The 24,848-nt window shown below is 47.7% G+C and carries 19 protein-coding genes, 1 pseudogene and 2 riboswitches; of the genes and pseudogenes, 3 read left to right on the top strand and 17 right to left on the bottom strand.

The features are described from left to right. Positions 1-831 precede the first annotated feature (831 nt). From AC1DE7_RS31285 to AC1DE7_RS31275, 3 genes are read right to left on the bottom strand one after another with little or no spacing between them, the layout of a single operon-like run. Positions 832-1,962 carry a hypothetical protein gene (locus AC1DE7_RS31285; RefSeq protein ID WP_477535854.1) on the bottom strand — a complete coding sequence of 377 codons (1,131 nt, stop codon included), beginning with the start codon at positions 1,960-1,962 and terminating at the stop codon, positions 832-834. 54 nt (positions 1,963-2,016) lie between these two features. Continuing rightward, on the bottom strand, positions 2,017-3,459 hold the full coding sequence (locus tag AC1DE7_RS31280) for a glycosyltransferase family 2 protein (protein ID WP_477535853.1): 1,443 nt from the start codon (positions 3,457-3,459) through the stop codon (positions 2,017-2,019). Next, complete coding sequence (locus AC1DE7_RS31275; protein WP_477535852.1) at positions 3,440-4,594, bottom strand: HEAT repeat domain-containing protein; 1,155 nt, start codon at positions 4,592-4,594, stop codon at positions 3,440-3,442. The genes AC1DE7_RS31280 and AC1DE7_RS31275 overlap by 20 nt, the downstream gene beginning before the upstream one ends. Before the next feature lie 217 nt (positions 4,595-4,811). On the opposite strand from AC1DE7_RS31275, the gene AC1DE7_RS31270 reads away from it, so the two are divergent. Next, a complete protein-coding gene (locus AC1DE7_RS31270; RefSeq protein ID WP_036607484.1) occupies positions 4,812-5,297 on the top strand; it encodes a CcdC family protein in 486 nt (161 codons plus the stop codon). 120 nt (positions 5,298-5,417) lie between these two features. Here the strand turns inward: AC1DE7_RS31270 and AC1DE7_RS31265 are convergent, their stop codons facing one another. The 5 genes from AC1DE7_RS31265 to AC1DE7_RS31245 form a co-directional block, all read right to left on the bottom strand. Next, positions 5,418-6,431, bottom strand: a complete 1,014-nt coding sequence (locus AC1DE7_RS31265; protein WP_036607487.1) for an NADP-dependent oxidoreductase — start codon at positions 6,429-6,431, stop codon at positions 5,418-5,420. Between the two features lie 174 nt (positions 6,432-6,605). Continuing rightward, the gene (gene map, locus AC1DE7_RS31260) at positions 6,606-7,352 is read right to left on the bottom strand and encodes a type I methionyl aminopeptidase (protein ID WP_036607489.1); all 747 of its coding nucleotides are present in this window, start codon (positions 7,350-7,352) and stop codon (positions 6,606-6,608) included. Between the two features lie 640 nt (positions 7,353-7,992). Continuing rightward, positions 7,993-8,241, bottom strand: a complete 249-nt coding sequence (locus AC1DE7_RS31255) for a hypothetical protein (RefSeq protein WP_036672183.1) — start codon at positions 8,239-8,241, stop codon at positions 7,993-7,995. 162 nt (positions 8,242-8,403) lie between these two features. Further along, positions 8,404-9,225 carry a serine/threonine protein kinase gene (locus tag AC1DE7_RS31250; RefSeq protein ID WP_477535851.1) on the bottom strand — a complete coding sequence of 274 codons (822 nt, stop codon included), beginning with the start codon at positions 9,223-9,225 and terminating at the stop codon, positions 8,404-8,406. Positions 9,226-9,360: 135 nt separating this feature from the next. Next, positions 9,361-10,047, bottom strand: a complete 687-nt coding sequence (locus tag AC1DE7_RS31245) for a hypothetical protein (RefSeq protein ID WP_051447040.1) — start codon at positions 10,045-10,047, stop codon at positions 9,361-9,363. Between the two features lie 547 nt (positions 10,048-10,594). Between AC1DE7_RS31245 and AC1DE7_RS31240 the strand changes: the two genes are divergently transcribed. After that, the gene (locus AC1DE7_RS31240; protein WP_036607494.1) at positions 10,595-11,548 is read left to right on the top strand and encodes an L-lactate dehydrogenase; all 954 of its coding nucleotides are present in this window, start codon (positions 10,595-10,597) and stop codon (positions 11,546-11,548) included. 164 nt (positions 11,549-11,712) lie between these two features. Here AC1DE7_RS31240 and AC1DE7_RS31235 read toward each other — a convergent pair whose 3' ends face one another. From AC1DE7_RS31235 to AC1DE7_RS31210, 6 genes are all read right to left on the bottom strand, one after another. Continuing rightward, positions 11,713-14,421: a PAS domain-containing hybrid sensor histidine kinase/response regulator gene (locus AC1DE7_RS31235; RefSeq protein WP_100528611.1), complete on the bottom strand. Its 2,709-nt coding sequence runs from the start codon at positions 14,419-14,421 to the stop codon at positions 11,713-11,715. 643 nt (positions 14,422-15,064) lie between these two features. Then, positions 15,065-15,799 (bottom strand): ABC transporter permease, encoded by a 735-nt coding sequence (locus tag AC1DE7_RS31230; protein WP_477535850.1) that lies wholly within the window; start codon positions 15,797-15,799, stop codon positions 15,065-15,067. A 1-nt stretch (position 15,800) separates the two neighbouring features. Continuing rightward, complete coding sequence (locus AC1DE7_RS31225) at positions 15,801-16,517, bottom strand: ABC transporter permease (protein ID WP_036607500.1); 717 nt, start codon at positions 16,515-16,517, stop codon at positions 15,801-15,803. Continuing rightward, complete coding sequence (locus AC1DE7_RS31220) at positions 16,514-17,428, bottom strand: ABC transporter ATP-binding protein (protein ID WP_047840345.1); 915 nt, start codon at positions 17,426-17,428, stop codon at positions 16,514-16,516. The genes AC1DE7_RS31225 and AC1DE7_RS31220 overlap by 4 nt, the downstream gene beginning before the upstream one ends. Before the next feature lie 85 nt (positions 17,429-17,513). Beyond that, the gene (locus AC1DE7_RS31215; protein ID WP_477535849.1) at positions 17,514-19,085 is read right to left on the bottom strand and encodes a HAMP domain-containing sensor histidine kinase; all 1,572 of its coding nucleotides are present in this window, start codon (positions 19,083-19,085) and stop codon (positions 17,514-17,516) included. Continuing rightward, positions 19,082-19,765 (bottom strand): response regulator transcription factor, encoded by a 684-nt coding sequence (locus AC1DE7_RS31210; protein WP_477535848.1) that lies wholly within the window; start codon positions 19,763-19,765, stop codon positions 19,082-19,084. Before AC1DE7_RS31210 ends, AC1DE7_RS31215 begins: the two co-directional genes overlap by 4 nt. 227 nt (positions 19,766-19,992) lie before the next feature. Here AC1DE7_RS31210 and AC1DE7_RS31205 point away from each other — a divergent pair, with 227 nt between their 5' ends. Then, positions 19,993-21,753 (top strand): alpha-glycosidase, encoded by a 1,761-nt coding sequence (locus AC1DE7_RS31205; RefSeq protein WP_477535847.1) that lies wholly within the window; start codon positions 19,993-19,995, stop codon positions 21,751-21,753. Positions 21,754-21,935: 182 nt separating this feature from the next. Here the strand turns inward: AC1DE7_RS31205 and sdaAA are convergent, their stop codons facing one another. The 3 genes and pseudogenes from sdaAA to AC1DE7_RS31190 form a co-directional block, all read right to left on the bottom strand. After that, a complete protein-coding gene (gene sdaAA, locus AC1DE7_RS31200) occupies positions 21,936-22,913 on the bottom strand; it encodes an L-serine ammonia-lyase, iron-sulfur-dependent, subunit alpha (RefSeq protein WP_477535846.1) in 978 nt (325 codons plus the stop codon). Further along, the gene (sdaAB, locus tag AC1DE7_RS31195) at positions 22,903-23,592 is read right to left on the bottom strand and encodes an L-serine ammonia-lyase, iron-sulfur-dependent subunit beta (RefSeq protein WP_036607511.1); all 690 of its coding nucleotides are present in this window, start codon (positions 23,590-23,592) and stop codon (positions 22,903-22,905) included. The genes sdaAA and sdaAB overlap by 11 nt, the downstream gene beginning before the upstream one ends. 137 nt (positions 23,593-23,729) lie before the next feature. After that, positions 23,730-23,865, bottom strand: a riboswitch (glycine riboswitch). Positions 23,866-23,869: 4 nt separating this feature from the next. Further along, positions 23,870-23,994, bottom strand: a riboswitch (glycine riboswitch). 134 nt (positions 23,995-24,128) lie between these two features. Beyond that, positions 24,129-24,848 (bottom strand): annotated as a pseudogene (locus AC1DE7_RS31190) (collagen-like triple helix repeat-containing protein); the annotation flags it as partial.

Below are 24,848 nucleotides of genomic sequence, written 5' to 3'. Positions count from 1 at the left end.
TGTCTTCGTCTGCTCTTGAATGAATTTGACCGTTTGTTTCTTGAATTCTTCGTTATATCGTTGCCGCTGTTCTCCCATGTGGACACCTCCGTTAGTCTTATTATCCTTCCGTCCGTTAACGGGTGTCCACTTTTTATTCTAGCTCCATGTGATTCGTTACATTTACCAACGTGCCAATTTAGGCCCAATAAGATGTGCTGAGTTCGTTAGAACGTGCTATGTACGGTGCTTCAGATCACGATGCCATAGACACTCGTCCACTCATCATATTGGCGCATAAGTCCAGACATACATTGTGTTATGGTCTCTAAATACGGAGCGATCATGCTCCAAATTGTATTGATCAAGCGGATGCGGGTACATGACTAGATAAGGATGTTACCTTGCTCGTAATGCACATGGTAGTACATGTTTTATTACTATTCATGTATAGATCACGCTATAGTTCAGTACACACATTGGGGCGATTCTAGATACGGAGCTTACCCTGGTCGTGATGCACACTTTAGTACTTGTTTTAATACGTGTCCTAATACGAATCATTTTATAGCTCACACTACATGTACGCCGCAGCGGGATAATTTTTGTTTTGGATCTAGCTACAACTCCCATTGTTCAGGGCGGTAAGAGTTTGAAACATATTCGATCTACCCAGTCCCAGTCCCATTTCACCTGGCAATCTGATCCTTACTTGATACGCCCTGTCTCTCAACCGCACTTTTGCCTTTCACATCTACGCGCTTCTCTAATATGTACATCTCCCGTTCCTCTCGCAAGGTGGAATGGACTTTGGCTTCCCTTTTTCCATCGAAACGGTTCTCGATAATCTATCTATGGCCATTGCTGCCGTCCATCCTGCACTTCATTCAAAATATGCTTCATCATGGGCACGTACACTTTCCAGTAGAACATGTCCGGAATATCTTTCTGATCTGGCGTAAGTTTGGACCGGACGACCTCCCATCCCCGGATTCGGCGCCAGAAGGAATAATGCTTCATCTCTCCAAAGGACCCTGCCATGTAATACGACCGATTGTAGTCGTCGTACCGGACCAGTGCAGCAAATTCCGCAGGAATTCCTGCATCCACCAGCTTCTGCTCACCTGTCTCCGTCAGATCCGTCTTATACCAGGCCAGTATGGAGTTCTTCTCTTGCGGCACAATGATATCGAACCAGCCACTATAATGTATATCCTGGGTTATGCCGCTCCAATCACTGCCTTCCGGTGTAAATGCAATCTGTATATTGCCTGTCTTCACATCCGGACCTTTCGCCAGTACCATGACCTGTCCATCCATATGGATCAGCAGCATACCCGCTCCGTGATAAGACCATTTCTTCTTCTCTTGCTGCTCATAGATCGTCCGAATCCAACGGGGTACTTCTTCTATACTTTGCAGATTAGATACCGATTTCCCTTGCCATCCACTGCTGTCCACACCCAAGATGGGGTATAGTTGCTCTCTTGTCATCTTGGAAGCCGTATTTGCCAATGCACTGTATTCGGCAACAATCGTTACCCCTTTATACGCAGCCTCGCGGATTTTCTGCACATCATATATCGTTAATCCTTCATAGATTCCGCCTTGTTTCCCTTCACTCTTGTGTGCAGACAGACTACTCCGATTCGCCGTCAGATAGATCAGATCCGTATCTGTCACCTCATCAGGCAGCAGTTGCTTCATCCGTGGAAGCCCGTTCTGAAGGTCATAACCGTAATAATCCTCTTCATACGAGTAGTATTCCCCTGTGTGCTGTACAATCTTCTGTTGATTCAGAAGCCAAACCAACCCCTTGTGCCCCTGATAGGACAAGTCCGGTCTGCTCTTGTCAATAATCATGATGTTCATTGAAACCGGGGCCTGGGATTGCCACATAATCCATGGGACAACCAGCACCACCGATACCACTGTAAAACAAGCCAACGTCCACATCGTGGCTGGCCTGTAACTTTTTTTCATGAAGCGTATTCCTCCTTGCTCTGTTCCAAGGTATTGTCAGGATCGATCGTTAGATTACCCTAATCCATGTCTGCTGTCCTTTTCCTCTGCCTTCCGCAATCCCATAGCCTGCAACATGCCATATATACGGGATATGTTATTCAGCGGTCTGAACCAGAACGTCTCCGTACATGCATACAACAGCAGACGTGTCACCTCTCGGGACGTATATGCCTTGCGTGAACACCATATTTCGAACATCACCACACTTGCGGACAACAAGGAACCATAGAGGGTCAGTAGCAGAACGAGAATGATGCATAGGTTAATATCCACCCACTGTAGCCCTATGCCTGCAATGAACAACACGATCGCTCCCAGTTCCAACACAGGCCCCAACAATTCGATCAAAATAAAATACGGGATGGATACCATCCCCATCCAGCCATAGGCCGGATTGAAGATCATGCTCCGCTGAGTCCATAGACTGCTTGCAAGCTGCATGTGCCAACCGATACGCTGTCTGCACAGCTGATGCCATGTACCGGGTACTTCTACCCTGCAGATCGGATCGGGAATATATATAATACGGCCACGTTCCCGAATCTGCTTCATATGTTTCTGTAACCGCATCACCAGTTCCATGTGAGCGACCTGGTCATCGCGCTTGTAACCTCCAACTTCCAACACCCGGTTCTTTTTGAATATACCGAATACTTCAGACGTAAATAAAAGCACATTAATATTATAACGAACAAGGCCCACACCGCTAATCAGAAAAGCACGCACGTATTCAATGGTCTGCATTACAAACAACGTACTGCCCGTCCTTCTTGCGCCGTTGTCGGTTAAATCCGTTTGATTCGTATTTCTGGAGGCCATGAGATCTACTCGTCCACTACAAGCAACGACCTCTTCTCCTGGGAGAGCATCCATAACGGGCTTCATAATCTTCACCAATGCATCCCGTTCCAGAACTGTCCTGGGTCCAACAGAGGCGATATAAGGATATTGCGAGATATTCAGACCGGCATTCAGGGAGTCCATTCGTCCCCCATACGCCTTGTCGATCACAACCAGACGATGATGTAATCTGGATTGGTAGACACATTTAATCTGAGCCGTCTCCTGACCGAGTCCCGAATAATGAACTTTACTCCGAATGGGCATCAGATCATAGGTTTCTTTTAGACGACGCATGGTCTCATCCTCTGATCCATCATTAATGATAATAACCTCATAACGTGCATACTGAATATCCAACAGACAGCCGATTCGCTGTACGATCGTATCCTCGCTATTCCGCACCGGAACAAGCAGGGATACCGCAGGAGCCAGTTCTTCATCCAACATCTCATGATATTGCAGCGGGTCCAGATCCCTCTGGCGGATCAATGTGCGAGCGGCAGCAACGACCAGAACACTACACATCACAATCGCTAACACCAGATAGATAAATATCCCCTCGTAACATGCCAAAACAAAACTCCGCAGCATCTCAATCCATCTTTCGTCCATACTGCATCCTTTCCAGCGTTTCCTCCGCTATCTGCCTTGCATATTTATCCGGATGGTTTACAGCCGTATCCCGGAGCTCTTCAAGTCCCTGCTCGTACCGGGCAAGAGAGTTCGCCGCTTCCTGTCGGATCTGAAAAGAAGGATCACCCATCATTACCTTCAGTCTAGGAATAAAAGCATCCGCATGAACAGTACCCATAAGCTGGGTCACTGTTAGTCTTTCAGAGCGTTGCCTCTCCTCACCAGATTCGTTCCATACCAGCAATAGCCCCTTCAGCAACTCTTCGCGACCTCTGCTCACTTGAGCCAATGCCTGATAAGCATGGGTACGCAGCAACGCATCCTCTCCAAGAATGAGCTTCTCCAGTAGAACAACGGCACCCTCCGTCTGGTCATCTCGAATACGAATGGCATGGACGATATTAGACTGGATCTGGTAAGGTACATCCTTAAAATGATCCTTCAGACGAGTCCAGGATGAATCGGTAAGCAACAGCAGAATCTGCAGATACTGCGAATCGGACCATACATATTGCTCACGCAACAATTCCTTCACGATTCTGAAATAACCGGTTCTGGCATATATGCGCAATATGATGAAGCGTTCAAGCGGCGTACAGGAAGTAACCCGCAGCATATCCTCTAATCTGGGCAGAAGCTCTATCATATGAAACTGTTCAATATATAACAACGTGTTGACCCGTTCACTCCACTTTCCCGTCTTCAGAACCGACCGGTATGAACTTCCAAAGACTTGCCAGGATAACAGACGAATTCGCAGAGTCTCGTGCTCTTCCGGACCTTGAGCAAGCCGTTGCAATAACTGCTGCTGCAAAACACTCTGTTGATCTCCACTCATATTCAGTAAGTCAGCTTTCACTTCTCCTTGGCCCAGATACTGCTGTAACACTGAATCTTCGGAAAGTAATTCCTGCATCAGTACCGTCTTAACCTTTTCCCTGCGTCTACTGCTATATTTCATCCATAAGATGTAACTGTAGATAACCAGCAAAAAAGCTAGTACACTTGCACATATGAGGCTGACCACATGTACTAACCAATCTGTATTACCTGCAAGCCACCCTCTATGATGTGAGCCGATAAGCTTGATATACATCCATTGTTGTCCAATCATTGCATGATTTCCCCTTAATCGAATAAACAGCCTTACAACGGGCACAATAATACAAAATTTTCAAATACACCCTGTGAATACATATCGGGTATATGATACACTAAGCTTTCTATCGGCTTTCTGCGTTTGTGATATAATAGGAACTGAAAATTCCGGCAATTCGTATTGGGTTCCGGATCTCCGGATAACATATTATTCCAGAAAGAGGGAGTTCTACGTGGCTCAAATCAGTCCGTACTACCTGCAAATCGGAGCAACCGTGGGCATGCTCGTCATGGCACTGCTTGCCATCTTCATCCGCATGAAAGCCAGTCACAGACCGGTGACCATTCGTAAAATCCTTATTCCTCCGCTCGGCATGAGCACAGGATTTCTCATGTTTGTTGTACCGGCAACACATGTTCCTCTACTCTGGGCATTCTTTGCGTTTCTGGTGGGCTGGTTCCTCTTCTCCTATCCCCTCATTCGCAGTACACGGTTTGAACGAGTAGGTGAAGAAATTTTTGCCACACGTTCTCGCAGCTTTGCTTTTATCTTGCTTGGATTGCTGGCCGTACGCCTGATCCTGCATGAAGTCATTCAGCGATATGTAAGTATTCCGCAAACAGGCGGATTGTTCTTCCTGCTGGCTTTTGGCATGATTGTACGCTGGCGTGTATATATGTACAAACACTACAAAGAAGTGCTGGTCGCCGAACACTAGTCACCCTACATAGACCACGCACAGATTTACAGATAAAAAAGACACGTTCTGCTGCACCCTCGGTGTGCAGAACGTGTCTTTTCGTTTTCAACCTAATTGTACATGTAAACCATTCAATATCTATTCAGGATCTGCAACCTTAACCAGTTGCTTGCCCAGATTATCTCCCGAGAAGAGACCCATGAATGCTTCCGGCGTCTGTTCGAACCCGTCCACAATGTTTTCTTCATACTGGATATGACCTTCCTTGATCCATTTCGCCAACTTGGCGCGGCCTTCCTTGAAGGATTTCGTATAGTCACCCAGCAGGAAACCTTTCATTAATGCTGTATTTGTTAACAGCAACGTCTGTGGTCGCATCCCGATATCCGGCTTCTCCAGATTATAGGACGAGATCTGACCGCATAACGGAATACGTGCATTCCGATTGATGTGGCGCAAGACTGCATCCGAGATGTCACCGCCAACATTGTCAAAGTAGACATCTACGCCGTCCGGGCAAGCCCGTTCAATGGCCGCTGACATATCCTGCTCCTTCTTGTAGTTCAACACCACGTCGAAGCCCAGCTTTTCTTTCAAATAAGCGCATTTCTCATCAGAGCCTGCAATACCAACCACGCGTGCTCCCACAATTTTACCAATCTGACCTGCAATCATGCCTACCGCTCCGGCTGCTCCCGATACAACAACCGTTTCGCCGTCCTTCGGTTTGCCGATGTCCTCCATACCAAAATAAGCCGTCAGACCCGTCAGGCCCAGCGCACCCAGATAAGCCGTGATTGGTGCTTCTTCGGTATCAATTAGCGAAAGATCAGCCGTATTCACTGCGGCATATTGTTGCCAGCCCCACATACCGGATACGAGGTCACCTTTGCGCAGATTCGGTTCCGAAGATTCCACAACCTGTCCAATGGCTCCACCCTTAATCACTTCATTTAACGCGTACGGTGCAGCATAGGATTTTGTATCTTTCATGCGGCCCCGCATGTATGGATCAACCGACAAATATAATGTACGTACCAGGACTTGCCCAGCTTCCGGTTCAGGAAGAGGTGCATCAATGAATTTGAAATTCTCTCTGGATGGGGCACCTTCGGGACGAGAAGCAAGTACGATCTGTTTATTTAAAGACACCAAAATTACCTCCTTGTTGCCAAGTGGACGCAAGGTTAACCCTTGTCAGCTGAGATCACTTACCACTGGCTCTGTGTTATCACTTCTTAATAGTTTAAACCGAAACAGGCGGTTCACAAACGTGGGCCGCCTTGAAATATGCAAATATCGTCACATTGTAGCTGCTTTTGGCTATTATTGTGCTGTCAAAATCACTGGACCATCCGCCGTAATCGCAATCGTATGTTCATACTGGGCAGACAGACTTCCATCCAAAGTACGAGCAGTCCATCCATCTGAATCCAGCTTACTTCGGAACGTACCAATATTCAGCATCGGTTCGATCGTAATAACCATGCCTTCCTTGAGACGCGGACCCCGATGAGGCGGACCGTAGTGAGGGACTTGTGGTTCCTCATGCATCTTCTCACCAATGCCGTGTCCGATAAACTCACGTACAACCGATAGGCCTTCACCTTCTGCATACACTTGAATCGCATTGGAGATATCTCCGATCCGGTTGCCCACCACGGCAAGTTCAATGCCTTTGTACAGAGAGTTTTTCGTTACATCCAGCAGATGTTGTGCTTCCGGAGTCACTTCACCTACGGCATATGACCAAGCCGAATCCGCCAGCCAGCCATTCAGATTAACGACCATGTCGATTGTAACGATATCGCCGTCTTTCAGTGCATATTTTCCCGGAAACCCGTGACAGATCACATCATTAACCGACGCACATGTCGCATATTGGTACCCGTTATATCCCTTTTGTTCCGGCGTAGCGCCATTTTTCTTCATAAAAGCTTCTGCAAACTGGTCGATCTCCTGTGTCGTAATGCCTGGACGAATCATCTTTGCAATTTCTCTATGGCATGCGGCGAGAATTTCTCCGGCTTTTTTCATATATTCAATCTGTTCTTTGGTCTTTATTGTAATCATAACAACTGCTCCTGTCCGTTAAAATCTTATCCTGTCCTCTATTGTAACGCTAAACGCTCAAAATAAAAAATTCCGTGCGATCAGCAACATCCTATTATACGCCAAGCTCCTGTCCAATGAATACAATTATCCATGAAAAAATCGAAACCCCTCCATATCTGGCCACGTATATGCTTAAAACAGTTGAAGTCGAAAGGGTGAAAGCTCATGTTCAAAAAGATTATTGGCAAACTTATCGATTCCAAATCTTCATCTCACCGCAAACGTCATAGCTCCTCCGACAGGCGCTCATATAAACGTCACAGCAGTTCCTCAGGCAAGCGTTCCTACAAGCGCTATTCTTCTTCAGATGTGAAATACCGGGACAGCCGCAGTGGCTCCGGGTATTACAAAAGCAGAAAATATAGCTCCAGCTAAGCGGCTTTCACGACTGCTTTTAAAGAGTAATGATCACACCAGCTTATTAGACGCTACAATAAATGAATATGTAATAAAGGGGTGTTCGCTAGCCATACACACGGCTAACAGAACACCCCCTTTATTGTTTCTATATAAGTATGTATCAATTTTGCTAAGTGAAACGAATACTTCCGATTTGAGCGAGAGCCTGTCTTGCTGAAGGTGTCCACTGGATCAACATCTATAAATTCCCTTTTTCAATTGCGTCAATTATATCATCTGTAGAGTAGACCCTACCCGAAGAAATATCTTTTTTGGCTTGCATAATTAAAGCTTTGAGCTCCAGATCACTTTCTATTTCTTCCTGAACCACGTTTTCCAGCGGCTTGATTAAATAATGCTTACCTTCAATATCCACAATGGTGTCTTTTTTGCTATGAAACCATGTTTTGAATAATTCGGCATGATCGCCTTCCAGTTTTTTAAGCATAAGATGAATCGCCTCCTTCAACGTGTAATTGTTATCCATTATATCATTTAACCCACTGTTTTGATACGTTTTGCATTTTCAGCAAAAAAAGGAAAAAGACCCCTGCAGATATAATACGAAGAGGTCACGGATAACAAATATAGGTCCGCCTATAGAGCTTATTCATTGTAATTTCAGCAACACATTCTCAATTTCTGCCTGTAACTCCATCGCTCCACCCTCATAACCTGGACGGAGTCCAAGGAGTCGCTCCAGCATCTGGTGCAATTCCGGCGTAAGCTTCAGTTCCTCCTGCCAACTGGCGGGTTCACGGCCCTTCTCTGGCTCATAAGCCGAATACAGCATAAAGAGAAGAAAGTGGCCGATATCCTGCAAATCATGATCCGGTGTAGCCGGCTCATCTTCAGGCTCAGGGACTTCACGCATACGTCGCTTTAGCTCCGGCAACAACGGCTCCCCCAAGCGTCTCGCCAGGCCAAAGTCAATCAGATGCACCGTCCCTCCACGTAAAATAACATTGGGAATCCGCACATCTCCATGAATATATCCCTGCTCATGCACATGAGCCACTGGAGCCAGCAGTTGACCTGCCAATTCCACACATTCCCGCTCCGTATATCGAAGACCTTGCTCAAATATGCAATCTTCCAGCGTCTGTCCACGAATATACTCGGTAACGATATAACTTCGTCTCCCAGATGTGAACACATCCAATAGATCAGGGATCGCCGGATGATGCAGACGTCTCATCACGTCCGCCTCCCGCTCCAACAGGTGCGCAGAGAGTCTGCCCTTGCTAGGTTTGGACTCCTTCAATGCCACTTCCCTGCCGTTCTGGTCATCTGTACACAGGTATGTCAGCCCATAACTCCCCATACCCAGCAATTCCTGTATTGTATAACGCTCAGCAATGGTCGTGCCTTCCCGCCGAGGACGATCCGTCCATAGTCCGAGCAATCTTTGCCAACTTCGTCGCAGCTCCACAGATCCTCCCACGCCAGCTTCCTAATCCACCCAGTCTTTATCTATACTGAGCAGTTCATTGCCAGTCTTCATGTTGTATGGAGCTTATTATATCAGGCCCATAATGCAAAATCACGATGGGTAAATGCCTGTTGCTCAAGCTTCCTTATGCTTCTTGGGCAGGAACCCAAACAACATACGTAGGGATACTCCTTTGGGTTTGCGTTTTCTTCCCTGAAAACTGCGCAGATTGGTTACGAGTTCACGATCCCGCTCCTCTTCCAGCTTCTCGTTCATCCATAGACGCTGTTTTTCCATCTGTTCCTGAAGAGCCATATGTGTATCAGCCAGATGCTGAAGGGTCAGCTCCAGTTCATCGACCCGCTGTTGTAGCAGCTGTACCCGATCATCCTGTTGTTGTTCCACTGCACCGTAAGTCACCTCACTTACCAGTTGCCCCAGACCTTCATAGGATCTCAGATTACCCATTATTTCAGGTTCTTGAGGGAGTACAGATGACATGACTGTCGCTGCACATTCCGTCTCTGACAGACCTTCAATTCCCACCACCGGGACATCTACTTCTACTACAGCTACAGGTACTTCTGGAGCCAATACAGTCACCACTGCATCAGCCAGGGGTAGATTATGCTCTCTGAGTTCAGTCATCAGGCGTTCAATGCACTCGATGTCGTCGGACTTGAATAGTCTGGATTTGTTGGCGGACCGTTCGAACCGATATCCCTGTTCTTCCAATGCCGCCGCATATTTACGAAGAGTACTGGCACCTATGCCCAGGCTCTTGGCCGTTTCCGTCGTTGCTCCTGCTTCTTCAATCATCATTAATTCCCTCCCGGAATGAAGTCTTTTGGGAATCAATTTCATAATACCTTTAGTGAGTTATGAAATTGATTCTTGGATAAAAACATTATGGCTTCAGCGTTCCTTTTTTTGGAACCGTCATCGGATCGGGGCAACCTGTCTCATGGATCAAGTATGCTTATCTTTTGCTTGTCCGTATGTATTCGTCAGCTTCTCGGCAGATCCCTTTGGCGGTTTTGTTCTGTTTCTGCGGATTCCTAAGAAGTTTTGTCAGGTATATGATCCGCACAAATAACCCCCAATCCGACAACGAGCATGAATGCTGTCATGTCGAATGACACAGGTGCAAACGCCGTCAAATCTTATGATTATGGATTATTCATGTCAATTTTGTTAACTCCGTTACTCCAATACGCTCCCGCGATAGCGGATATCATTGCTGCACAGCTTTTTCATGTGTTATCTTATGTAACGTAGAAGTGGATTCCAGCATAAAATAAAGGACTATACTTAACATAGGACGCATGAGTAACGGATAAATATCAATCTAAATGGGGGCTGAACGGCAGTGTTAGGCAAATCAGGCAAAGTAGCGGTGATCGGGGCGGGTCTTGTCGGTTCGAGTTGTGCGTATTCCATGATTAATCAATCGATATGCAGGGAAATTATGATGGTGGACCGGACGTATGACCGTGCTGTAGCACAGGCACTGGATTTTTCCCATTGTATGGACTTCACACATAACCGCACCAAGGTATATGCAGGCACGTACGCCGATTGTGGCAATATGGATGTTATTATCTTAACTGCCGGGGCAAATCCCAAGCCAGGACAGACACGGCTGGATATTCTGGAGGAAGCGGAATCGATTGCCAAAGACATCGTGGTCCCGATCATGAACAGTGGATTTAACGGGATTTTTGTCGTCGCTGCCAATCCGGTTGACATAGTAACTTATATGGTATGGAAATTATCCGGCCTCCCGCGCGAACACGTCATCGGTACAGGCACGTCCATTGACTCTTCACGACTCAAAACACTGCTGTCTGAAGTCTTCTCCATCGATCCACGAAGTGTGCATGGTTATGCTCTCGGGGAGCATGGAGAATCTCAGTTCGTGGCCTGGTCCCATGTGACCATTGGTGGCAAACCGATTATGCACATTATGGATCAGCACAAGGAGCGCTTCAAACATCTGGATCTGGAGGATATCGCACGCAAAACAAAGGATGCCGGCTGGGAGATCTTTACCCGTAAAGGCTCTACCCAATTCGGGATCGGCAACGCCCTCGCGCATATCACTCGTTCCATCCTCAATGACGAACACAAGATCATCGCCGTATCGGCTATTCTGGACGGAGAGTACGAGCAACACAACGTCTGCGTCGGTGTTCCTGCAATCATCGGTGGCAATGGCATTCAGGAGATTATCGAATTGAATCTGGATGCAACGGAACGTGAGAAATTCAACAATTCCTGTGAAATCCTATCAGGTAACATCAATCGTCTGACATTGGTATAAGCCATTCGTATACAACTCCACTTTGTATGCTTCAGCTCAACTTCAAAAGCCTGCCAACGCAAACATGCCAATAAGACTCCTCGCATGGAGTGTTATTGGCATGTTTGCGTTTATTATTTTTCACAGCCAGATGAATCAATTTCATAATTGATTTGAGTAGTTGTTCAATTTGGTGCAAGCTGAGGTTCGTCCCTTGGCCCCCACTGCTGTAACACCCGCTTCAACTCACTCAGCATAACCGGTTTGCTAATAAAGTCACGCATACCAATCTCCAGACAAGCTTCCTTATCTTCACGTTTGGCATTGCCTGTAACTGCGATGATTGGAGGTATGCGATCCTGTGGAATTAGGCGGTGTAAAAGGTCTGTCGCCTTCAGTCCATCCATCACAGGCATATGAATATCCATCAGGACAATATCATAAGCATTCTGAGAGATGGCATCAATTGCCTCCACACCATTAGTACATACATCTGCGTGGTATCCGAGCTTCTCCAGATATTCTCGCAAAATCTTCCGGTTCACCGGATGATCCTCCGCCACCAGAATACGCATGGCCACCTTATCACTTTGACGTGTGCGATCATGATGGAACTGACTTGCTGTCTGTTCTGCTGAAGCATCTACACTCGCCGCAGGAACAGCAAACCGGAAGGTCGAGCCTTCCCCTTCTATGCTCTCGACACTGATACTGCCCCCCATGATCTCCACGAGTCGCTTGGAAATGACCAGTCCCAGTCCGGTACCACCATACTTCCGGTTAATCACCGGGTGTAGTTGAGAGAAGGACTGAAACAACTGATCCAGCTTGTCAGCGGGGATGCCAATTCCCGTATCTTGCACCGCAAAATCAAGAACACTGTCTTCAGGCTTTCTGCCCTTGATAATATCCACGGCAACCTCAATACTTCCCTGATCTGTGAACTTGAGCGCATTGCCAACCAAGTTCACCAGAATCTGCCGGATACGTATGGCGTCACCAACCATGAACTCAGGAATGCTTGGATTGAGACGATATCTGATCTCCAGATGTTTCTCATCTGCACGCGGTTTAAACAGTTCGGCAACCTGTTCCAGCATCTTGCGTAATGCAAATGGTTCATAAGCCAGTGCCATTTTCCCGGATTCCAGCTTACTGAAGTCCAAAATATCATTAAGGATGTTCAGCAGAGCATCGCCGCTGTCTCGAATAATCTCGGCATATTCACGCTGTTCTTCCGATAAATCGGTACCGATCAACAATTCTGTCATCCCCACGATCCCGTTCATCGGTGTCCGGATCTCATGGCTAACCATCGACAGAAATTCCGACTTGGCCTGAGCTGCCAGCTCAGCTGTCTCTTTGGCACGTACAATTTCACGTTCGCCAGTCACATCATTAAATACAACCACCGCGCCCTGAATCTGTCCCTGTTCAATAATCGGCGTCACCTGATACTGCACCAGAAAGCTGCTGCCATCTTTACGCCAGAACACATCTTCCTTGATTGAACGTATCTGTCCATCCAACACGGTCATGTGGATCGGGCATTCTTCTTGTGGCAAATGACTTCCGTCTGCACGGGTGTGATGGATGATGGGATGTGAGTTTTTGCCAATGAATTCTTTCGCCTCATAACCGAACATCGAAGCTGCTGCTGGATTCATAAACATGGTGATTCCATCCGCATCCAAACCAAATATTCCTTCCGTAACCGTGTTGAGAATCAGCTCATGTTGCTTGCTGAGCTCCTGAATCCGTTCCGTGTATTCCTTGCGCTCGGTAATATCGGACACGATCCCATAGACGCCCACCATTTCCTTATCCACAATAATGGGCACATTCGTAACAGATACTTCAATCTTCCGACCACTTGAATTGACGACTCGGGTCTCATAATATTGCGGTTCGCCTTGCTTCACCATGTCAAAATAATGTTTGCCATGTTGCACTTCGCATTTATCCAGATTGGATAAAAAAGATTGGCCAATAAGCTTATTGCGCGGAATATCCAACATTTGCACCAGTTTGCTGTTCACTGCGCTGTATTTACCTTCCAGATTCAATGAATACACAGCTGCCGGGTTATGTTCGAACAACGATCTGTATCGCTGACGGCTTTCCCGAAGACGTCTTTCCGCATCCTTATGCTGGGTGATATCCCTGCTGATGCTTACAATCTGGACACTCTTGCCACGCTCTCCAGCAACAGGTTTCGCCAATGTCTCCATCCAGATATAATGTCCCTTCTTGTGCAACACACGCATCTTGCAGCCATTGCCGATCTTGGAAAGATCCATAGGGTCCGGATAATCTCCCGAATAACAATAATCCTTGAAGGACTTACCTATGACTTCCTCCGGCTTATAACCCAGCAAGGTGTACACGGAAGGGGAAACGTATAACAACTCGCCATCCGTAGCACAAGTTGTAATCAGATCTTGTGCATGGTCAGCCAGCACCTGATATTTCTCCTGTGCCTCCTTAAGCTCACGTTGCACTTCCAGGATATCGGTAACATCTTTGGCAATGCCATAGATTCCTACAACTTCTTTTCCCTCCGTTATAGGCACATACGTTATCTCTGCCTGTTTCAGGGAACCATCTTTATGATAAAAAGTAATGGGATTACTGACTGAACGTCCAGCCAGTACCTCTTTAATGTATTGTTTGCGTGAATTTTCACTGTCCGGAGGACAGATCTCACTCTGATTCATACGAATCAAGTCATCCAGTGTATACCCAGATATCCGCTCTACCGAGGGATTAGCATCAATATAGTTTCCATGGATGTCCATTACATAAATGGCATCCGGATGGTTAAAAAACAGTGATTGGTAAGAACTTCCCTCAGAAATAATGCGCTTCAGGGTTTCCGTTTTATTAATATCCAAGGCTTACCCCTCTTTTCTCAGCCAATATCTTCATCTAACAGGAGGGATTAATCATCCCTTACAAAAATGGGCCTACCCTCGAATAACCATGTAAGCCTGCCTAGAAACAGCTTTTTTTATTTTACCAGATTCTCGTCTCATTTTGCTTGCAATCTATGTTTCAATTCACATGATGTGTGAGGTAATACTTGGAATTTGAATATTACTCAGGAGTCGTCTTCAAAGGCAGACATTTTATACAAAGATCAAATTAAGCCTCTAACAAGCTTGAAGTTCAATTCCACGTCAGCTGATTCTGGCGGATGGCTAAACGATGTTCTAAAGAACCCAGGACATCTTATTTAGCGTCCATGTGCTCTTTTTATATTTTAAGGAACATCAGACACGTTAATCCCCATAATCTCCTGTCATATACGCTGCAAACGGTTGTTTCATTGGATATAACATGTCTCAGGTTCCTTAGATTTCTGAGATCACTTCAAATCCTTGATTAAGACTCCTCAGGTTCGTTAGCGAGCTAATCATTCATGATGGGTGGGTCAGACATTAGAAAAAATCCTCCTGAAGCATACACACAATAGAGCTTGCATGTTTTGCTTAAAGAGGATTTTGATCTACGATAACCAAGGGTGTAACGGATTATTCAGATTTCTTTTTTCGCAAAATACATCATGCCGATTCCAATGAAAATAACAGCACTGCCTCCAACAACCGCCAGCATTGTGACCAGTGGAACATTGTAGGCTCCGAAACCTGCACCGTCCACGGGTGTCATCAGAATCATTGGTTGTGCCCATGGATAATACGGCCCATATGTCGCCGAGTTTACAATGAGAATATTCGGTATGGTCAGTGCAAAATTCAGTGCGAGCGGTGCGGCAAAGCTGCTCCACACCAATGAAACGAACATCTGCAGGGCAGCCAAGGGTACACAGGCCAGCAACCCAAGCAGCAGTTTGCCTACCAAGAATCCCCAAGGTACTGGCATCGTAATGCCATGAATCATGCCTGCCAGCAGAATGGACATCAGCAACAATGCTTGCGTACCCGCCAGAAGCATGAGTACAATCGTCAGTTTACCTGCATATACACCTGAACGTGTGAGCGGTAAAACCAGCATCTGCTTCCACCCTCCACCCGCATGTTCAAAACGGCAGACAAAGGACGTAAACACGCCAGTCAGCATCGGTAACAATAACAATCCGTGCAGGAAAACCATCGTGGTCATCAATACCTGCCAATTTCCCGATGGAGTAGACAACAGTCCAATAAGCAGCGCAATGAGTGGACTCAGCAGAATCAGGAGCCATATGGGCGATTTGCTCATTTTCAATCGTTCAGCGGACAAGATTCGGAAGTACGTTGTCGCAAAGCTCATATCAGGCCACATCCTTCCGGCTAAAATGTACCATACCCAGCAACAGGATTAATAACCCTAGGCCTGCCCCCATGCCTGCATACAGGTATGGATTAGGCCCATTCCAGGCCATCTGTGCCCATGCGAGCGGAAAGATTGGTGAGATACTGAGTGAGAACATACCCGTTATCGCGAGAACGATGCCCAACGTGACGGGAAGCGCCTGATTTTTGTTAACCATCGTGAGCCACAACTCCAGTGACAACACCGGAAGTGCACCAGCCAAAGGTAATAGACCCAGCTTGATCGCATGTGTCCAAGGTATTTCGCTGGCATGGAATCCGAGGATCAGACCCAGACCCACAATTCCTGCGGTTAGCAGCAGGCAGGAGATCACCAGCAGCACACAAGCAAGCAGGAACTTGGCTAAATACACGGCTGGTCTGGGAATGGGCATCGCGAGCAACTGTTTCCACGATCCCTGTTCATGCTCAACATTAGCGATCATGGAGCTGAGAATGGTTGCTCCCAGCATCAGAGACAAGGGCACAAAGACAACCACATTGCCCAATAATCCGCCCCAGAGGTTATCTGCATACTGCTCTTTCAGATAGTCCAACCGTAAGCCAAAATTAAGCGCCTGCATCGCTGTCAATCCAAGAGGGGCCAGAAAGACAAGAAACCAGATCCCTTTCCCCCGAATCTTGAGCCAGTCTGACGATAATGCACGCCCGGTCATATGGAAGCCCCCTCGCCAATGACCCGCATGAACAGATCTTCCAGCGACTGACGCTGTTCCTCTACACGATACACATCATGATCCTGTTCAATTAATCGGCGCACAAGCAGTGCCACTGAACTGTTATCCATATAAGGGAACGTTAATGCAGCACCTTGTTGCTGACCAAATTGGCCCTGTTCTCTCGCCAGCTTCATAGCCTCTTCCGGCTCGGAAACCGTTAACCGGATAGAGCTACCCGTCTGACTATGCAGACTTGCGATGGTATCCTGAAGCACCATCTTGCCTTCACGGATAATACCAACACGACTTGCCATCTGTTCGACTTCACTCAGCAAGTGGCTGGAAACCAGAACGGTAATGCCATGTTCCAGCGGCATGCGTTTGATCAGTTCCCGAATCTCCTGAATACCGGCAGGATCAAGCCCATTCGTTGGTTCGTCCAGAATCAGCAGCTCTGGTTCACCCAGCAAAGCACTAGCAATACCCAGACGTTGCTTCATCCCAAGGGAATACCCCTTCACTGAACGTTTGGCATCCTTGGTCAGATCTACAATGGACAGCACTTCAGCAATTCTTGATTTTGGTACATTGATGATGCGGCGCAAAGTTTCCAGATTCTCTACTGCGTTCAGATGTCCGTAATAGGACGGATATTCGACCAAGGAACCCACACGGCGCAAAATATCCATGCGATCCTTGCGGATATCCTTGTCGAAGACACGGATCACGCCTTTGGTTGGTTTAATTAAGCCGAGAAGCATGCGAATCGTTGTTGTTTTGCCGGCGCCGTTGGGACCGAGGAAGCCGTAGATATCTCCCTTTTTAATATGCAGATCAAGTTCACGGACCGCTGCACGGTCCCGGTATGTTTTCCATAAATTCGCTGTTTGAATAATATTTTCACTCACTGTATGATCACCTCGGAACTATCGTAACCTTCCAAGGTTAAAGCCAAAGTAGTCTCTAGTTTAAGTTTAGTTTAAAAAAGCTAATTCAGCGGTTTGTTGTTTCCCTGTTTCCCTTACCACTGTAGATATATGTCTGGACACCCGTATCGGAACTGTCTACCCGCTTGCGCAGACCCATCTCACGAATCAACAGGTCTACAATGGATAAGCCTAGACCTGTGCCTTTTGTGTCGGCATTCGGTTGCATTCCCGGACCCCGATCCTGAATAACGATGGCCGTCTCACCCTGAATCTCCTGAGTAGATATACCAATATATTTCCCGCTGGCGGCATGACGGATCACGTTTTGGAACAAATTATCAAGAATACGGCGCATTCCCTGTTCATCCATATGCCAAATCAACGGTTCCTCTGGCAGGTCAATATCAATATCGAATTGCTCTTTCTCCCAGACCGGGTACCAGGCGGCCGCCGTTTCCCTGACGATCCGCAGTATATCTTTCTCTTCCAGCTTCAGTGTATATTTCCCACTTGTGAGCAAATTGTAGGATAACATGTTGTCAATGAGCCCGCCGAGGTCCTCCATCTTTGCTTCCATGCGATGTAATGAACGGTCACCTTGCTCGCTCAGCTCTTCCTTGTGCAAAGCATGCATATGTCCACGAATCACCGTTAGCGGGGTGCGCAGATCATGGGAAAGCCCCGCAATGAGACGTTTGCGCAATTGTTCTTCCTCGCGTTCACGGTGGCGGCTGTCGGACAGTTGATGCACCATCTGATTGAAGGCTTCCTCTAGTTGACCAATCTCGTCTGACCGGCGGATATCTACCGGAAGCGGGAGGCCTTCCTTGCCTGTGGTCATCATGGCCGTCTGCAACCGAATAAGTCGTTTGCGAATGCGTGCGAAGAAGAGAATCGACATAACGATGAAGATCAGAAAGATAAGGGTCATTACGATACCAAGATACAAGAGTTCCATCGGCCAGTTACTCTGATTCATTTGCAGAAGTGACCGCGGCACTTCAATGATCATGAATCCCTGTCCTTTGTCCTGCTCAGCTCCGCCAATATATGCAACTACGGTCAGTGGATCGCGAAAGGAAGCTACTTTCATGAATTGCACCGTATTGTTTACATTCCATAAGGCTGGAATATAAGTCTCTGTCGTTTGCCCGGAATCCAGTGACCATCTCAATGTCGTGTCTGTCCTCCCATCCGGCGACGTGGATTTCAGAAGCGTTACATCTTCACCCCCAAGAATAAAGAGGGTCTCACCGCTCACACTCACACGATACATGGAAGATTTGGGATACGAGTCATGTAATTGCTCCAACCGGGCCTTAATCTCTTCATCCGAAGCACCATCCAAGTTCTTCGCTTCATGTGACCAGAGGTTACTGATCTTAGTAACATCACCGTAAGGAGCGGCACGGTTCATATTCGTGTCCGTGTTATTCACTACAACAATATATATAACGGATATGATCGGAAGCACAACGGGCACAAATAATACAGCCGCCAAGATCAGAATGATGTATCTGGACATCAAGGACCGCCCAAAGCGAAGCTTGCGCCGCCCGGATTGCTTTTGCTCCATGCTTCGTTCTCCCTTCCGTTCTCCCTTCATGATCTTCCGTTCTCTGAACCACCGAATCATGGCTTCTTCACACGATATCCCACACCACGGACTGTCTGAATAACTACTGGATTGGCCGGATCAAGCTCCAGCTTTTCGCGTAGATGTCGAATATGTACCATTAAAGTTTTGTCCCCATCCAGATAGGGCTCGTTCCAGACGGCTTCATAGATCTGCTCTTTGGTTCGAATCATGCCCATATGTCGTAGCAGGTAGGCGAAGATGTGGAACTGTTTTCCCGATAAAATAATCTCATCTCCCGTCTCCTCATTGACGATCCGGTTGTCCTTCTCATAGATGGAGAGATGATCCAGCTTCAGGGCTGTATCCGATGAGACCGCTGTTCCTGCCTTACGCAGTTGTACTTCAATCCGGGCAGCCAGTTCATCGGGGTGAAATGGTTTGGTCACATAGTCATCGGCAAAATCAAGACCGTGCAACTTATCGTCAATGGACGTTCTGGCCGAGAGCATGACAATGGGCACGGCGGGATGTTCTTTTTTCAGTCGCTGGCCCACCGTAAATCCATCCAGCCCAGGCAGCATGACATCAAGAATAATGAGTGAACAACCGACAGCAGCCTCCGCTGCACCTTCACCACTGCCGAGCCATACCACCTCATAACCGCGCTCCTCCAGATCGGCTCTGACCCAAGTCGCAATTTCCGTATCATCTTCAATATATAACAGTTTGGTTCTCATCCGAATATTCGTTTCCTTTCTGCCCCCAATGGGTTAATGATATATCTGAGCATCATCATGATAAAAGCTGTCTATATCATATGGATTCATGTCTTGTTGAGCAAATGTTGAAGTCCTTTACGTTACCATACATGCTAATTATAGCTTATCCATTAACGTGGGGAATGTCATATTAATCAAGTCTACCAAGTACATATCAGTGCTACACCTGACGGGAGGAAATCATTATGTTGCTGGAAGCTATTTATCATCAACCGAAACGAAACTGGGCCTATGCCTATGACCAAGATACAATCCATCTGCGCCTGCGTGCCAAAAAGAATGATCTGACCGAGGTACATGCCCTGACCGGGGATAAATATGCGTGGGATGCAACCAAAGCGCTGGTTCCCTTAACAAAGTTCACCTCTGACTCCATGTTCGATTACTTCGAGGGTGAGGTGAAACCTCCCTACCACCGACTGAAATACTCTTTTCTGCTCAAAAACGGAGACGAACAGATCTGGATGACCGAGACGGACTTCCAGGAAGAAGAACCGGATGATCCAGGTCGTATGTTCCAGTTCCCTTATATTCATGCCGGAGCTGTATTCACACCCCCTGCGTGGGTTAAGGATGCAGTGTTCTATCAGATTTTCCCTGAACGATTCGCCAACGGCAACCCGGATATTAGTCCGGAAAAGGTAGAACCGTGGGGTGGCGAGCCGACACCTTTCAATTTCTTCGGCGGTGACCTTCAGGGCGTGATCGACCATCTGGATTACATCAGCGATCTTGGCATTAATGCGATCTACTTCACACCCATCTTTGAAGCCACTACCAATCACAAATACGATACAGAAGACTACCTGCGGGTAGACCGGCACTTTGGTGACGCAAATACCGTGAAACGACTGGTCGAGCTGTGCCATGAACGTGGAATTCGCGTACTTCTGGATGCTGTGTTCAACCATTCCGGGAAGACATTTGCGCCGTTTGTGGATGTGCAGAAGAACGGAGAACAATCCAAATACAAGGACTGGTTCCATGTACATGAATACCCGCTGGACGTGAAGGACGGCATTCCAACGTATGAGACCTTCGGATTCGAAGCGCATATGCCAAAGCTGAATACGGAGAATGCTGAGGTTAAGGCCTATCTGCTGGAGGTTGCCGAGTATTGGATCAAGGAAGTAGGTGCGGACGGATGGCGGCTGGATGTGGCAGACGAAGTGGACGATGCATTCTGGCGTGATTTCCGCCGTGTAGTCAAAGCGGCTAATCCGGATGCCTATATTCTGGGCGAAGTATGGAACGAGTCTTCCTCCTGGTTGCAAGGTGACCAGTTCGATGCGTCCATGAACTATCCGTTTACCGATGCCGTGAATGCTTTCTTTGTGAAAAATACGATGCACGCCGAACAGTTCGCAAACTCCATCGGGCGACAGTTATCCCGTTATCCGCTTCAGGCCAGCGAAGTGGCGTTCAACTTGCTGGACAGCCACGATACCACGCGGCTACTCACACTGTGTGAAGGCGACCAGCGCAAGATGAAGCTGGCTGCGTTATTCCAGTTCAGTTATATGGGTGCTCCGTGCATCTATTACGGAGACGAGATTGGCATGGACGGCGAACATGATCCGGGCTGCCGTAAATGCATGGAATGGGATGAAGCGAAGCAGGACCGAGAGCTGTTCGACTTTTATCAGAAACTGATCTCCCTGCGTCATGCGCATCCTGCCCTGCGTGCAGAAGGCACCGTTCGTTTCCTGCAGGCTCGTCCCGATGGTAGCCAACTGGTATTTGAGCGGCAAAATGAGGAAGAACGCATTCTGGTTCTGTTCAACCGATCAGAAGAGACGGCTATTGTCGAGCTGGAGGCTGGTGACGAGGAATGGACCGAGTTATTCGACGGAAACCATCGTACCGCCAAGGAAGATGGCGTACTCGCCATTGAATTGCCCGCGTATGGATATGCCGTACTGAGTACGGCTGTGAGCCAGAACTAGAGTCATAATACACATTCATCTGAAGTCAAATATAAGTATCCTAACTTCGCTTCATCTGGCAGCATAAAACAAGCGTCCTGCATAACCCGGATTCGGGTTCGCGGACGCTTGTTTTGTAATTTTGTATTCGCCGTTATACATCATAATGTCACTGATTTATATATCGGTGGTCCCGGTTCAGCTTAAACCTGAGTACCCTTGTCCACTTGAGCATTGTCCGCCCCACTTGTAGTTGTGTCAGAATCCGCTGGTTTCGACTCCTGCTCAGGCTCGGCACGCTTTGCCTTTGGTTTAGCCAGCTTTTGCATCATTTTGCGGCCGGTTGGCGTCTGGGCCAGTCCACCTTGGGCTGTCTCCCGATGGCGGCTCGGCATTGCACTGCCTACTTCCAGCATGACATCGATGACTTCGTCTGACGGAATGGCACTACGCACTCCGGCCAGGGCCATGTCAGCCGCAGCCAGCGCCGTAACTGCACCCAGTCCATTACGGACGATGCACGGGATTTCAACAAGGCCTGCGACCGGATCGCAGATAAGGCCCAGTGTATTCTTTAACGCCAAACCAACGGCATGAACGACCTGTTCCGGTGTACCTCCACGCAGTTCAACCATGGCACCCGCAGCCATGCCGATCGCGGAACCCACTTCCGCCTGACAGCCACCCTCGGCGCCGGAGATAAATGAATTGTTGGCGATAACATAACCAATCGCTCCCGCACAGAACAACCCGTTCACCAAATGTTCGTCCGTCCAGCCAAATCGCTCCTGTGAACTGATAAAAACACCCGGGATAATGCCGCAGGAACCGGCTGTTGGTGTTGCCACGATCCGGCCCATGGAGGCATTCACTTCAGATACACACAGGGCATACGCCATGGCAAGTGCGGAAGCATCTCCTGAACAAGTCTCACCCTTGCGAATGTACTCGGCCATTTTTTTGCCGTCTCCACCTGTTAATCCACTGCGTGATGTCGTATCTTCCGTTAACCCTTTGCGTACCGCTTCCTTCATCACCTGATAATATTCAGACATCTGCTTCACAACATCCGCTTCCGGTGTATTGGTCTCCTGAACCTGCTCCTCGATCATCAGCTGAGCAATGGTTTTGAATTCTGCTGTACAGATCGTATTCAGTTCGTGCAAATGTTTAAACCGCATCCGAATCAACTCCTCTCTTCAAATCGATAACACGAATGTCCAGCACATGGTCCAGCTCTTTTAAACGTTTGAGCATATCAGGATTAGGCACACCATCCATTTCCATCGCGGTAAGTGCTTCGCCATCACGGGCTTTCCGGTCCACCTGCATATACCCGATGTTAACCCCGGATGAACTGATCGTGGACGTCACTGACGCGAGTACGCCCGCTTTATCCGCATGCCGCAGAACGAGTGTTGGAAACTCACCACTAATCTGAACACGAAAATCATTCATCGAATGCACGGATACGCTTCCACCACCAATGGATGCACCGATTAAGGAGCAGGCACGTTCTCCATGCCACAACTCAATTTTGACCGTATTAGGATGAGGAGCAGGTAGGCCACTTGTATAAAACTCAACCTCCATGCCCGCTTCCTCTGCGTATTGCTCTGCATCCGGGATACGCGGATCGTCTGTGACATAATCCAGCAGACCACCGATCAGTGCCAAATCTGTTCCGTGCCCCTGATACGTATCTGCAAATGAACCGTACAGCGTCAGCCGGGCACGATCTGGCGTACATCCCAGCCACTGACGAGCAATTCTTCCTAACCTTGCCGCACCAGCTGTATGTGAACTTGAAGGCCCCGTCATCGATGGACCAATAATTGAGAAAACATCTTTAAATCGCACTTGTAACCCTCCATTATTAATCATGATTCATATTTGTAAAATGTATTCGTCATTTCGATCCAGGAGTTTCATCCACAATGTCCCTTATTTAGGTATGATGACATCAAAAAAGGACAGAAGAAGGCCTTAGGCCCTCTCTCTGTCCTCGATACCTGAGAGTTTCATGATCAGCAGTGTCTCACGACAAGGTGCATTGCCTGCGATTACAGACAAGTTCACCGGGCTGACTGATCATATACCCCTTGGGTGGCGCAGTTCGCGCACTCTCCAGAGTTGCGTCCAACGATGGTACATTTACCTGAGAGATTAACCACTGCGCCGGGTGCGCAGCAGCTTGCTCCTTCGGTGCCTGAACACTAGCCATATTGCTCGGCTAACCCAGGTCTCTCCCGCTCGTTATCATCCGCTGTATTATCTTAATTCGATTCGAATTGGTATATTTCTAAATTTTTGATCAAGTATACCCATAGAGTAATGTACAACATCATATATGTCAACAAAAGTAACGTGTAATTATCATAAGTTCGATGTCTATTTTAACTGAAACGAATAGCATTAATATTTCTCACTTCCGCTGAGGCACTCGTGACGTTGCTAGTTGTCGTAAATTCAATACCTATCGTATATGCGTTAGTAGTTGTCGCAGGAGCAGTATCCACGTAAGTGTTGGAAGAAAGAAACCTCAACGTTCCCGCAGCATTACCGGTCCGTGAGAGCTGCAATTGATTAATTAAAACTCCGTTACGTCTCAAGTTAATGTTATATGCAATACTCCAGTTAGACCCTACAACTACTGCTACTTGTGTACTATTATCGATTTTCACGCGTTGACCTGCCACTACAGGTACATTAAGTGTCTGAATGGTCGTTTCACCGGTCAACGGAAGAGCCAATGCCGCTGTCTGACTGTTAGCAAACAGGGACGAATCCGCAGGAGCAGAAGCTGCTGTCGATCCAGTAGCTCCTGTTGCGCCAGTGACTCCGGTCGTTCCCGTTGCTCCCGTTACTCCGGCTGTCCCGGTTGTTCCCGTCACGCCTGTCGCACCTGTAGCCCCAGTGACTCCGGTCGTTCCCGTTGCTCCCGTTACACCAGCCGTCCCGGTTGTTCCCGTCGCACCTGTAGCACCTGTAGCCCCAGTGACTCCGGTCGTTCCCGTTGCTCCCGTTACACCAGCCGTCCCGGTTGTTCCCGTCRCRCCTGTMGCACCTGTAGCCCCAGTGACTCCGGTCGYTCCCGTTGCTCCCGTTACACCAGC

It is taken from the genome of Paenibacillus sp. 10L310 (assembly GCF_056395745.1).
Note: the sequence above shows the minus strand (reverse complement) of the source record. Positions and strands in the feature narration are given on the sequence as shown.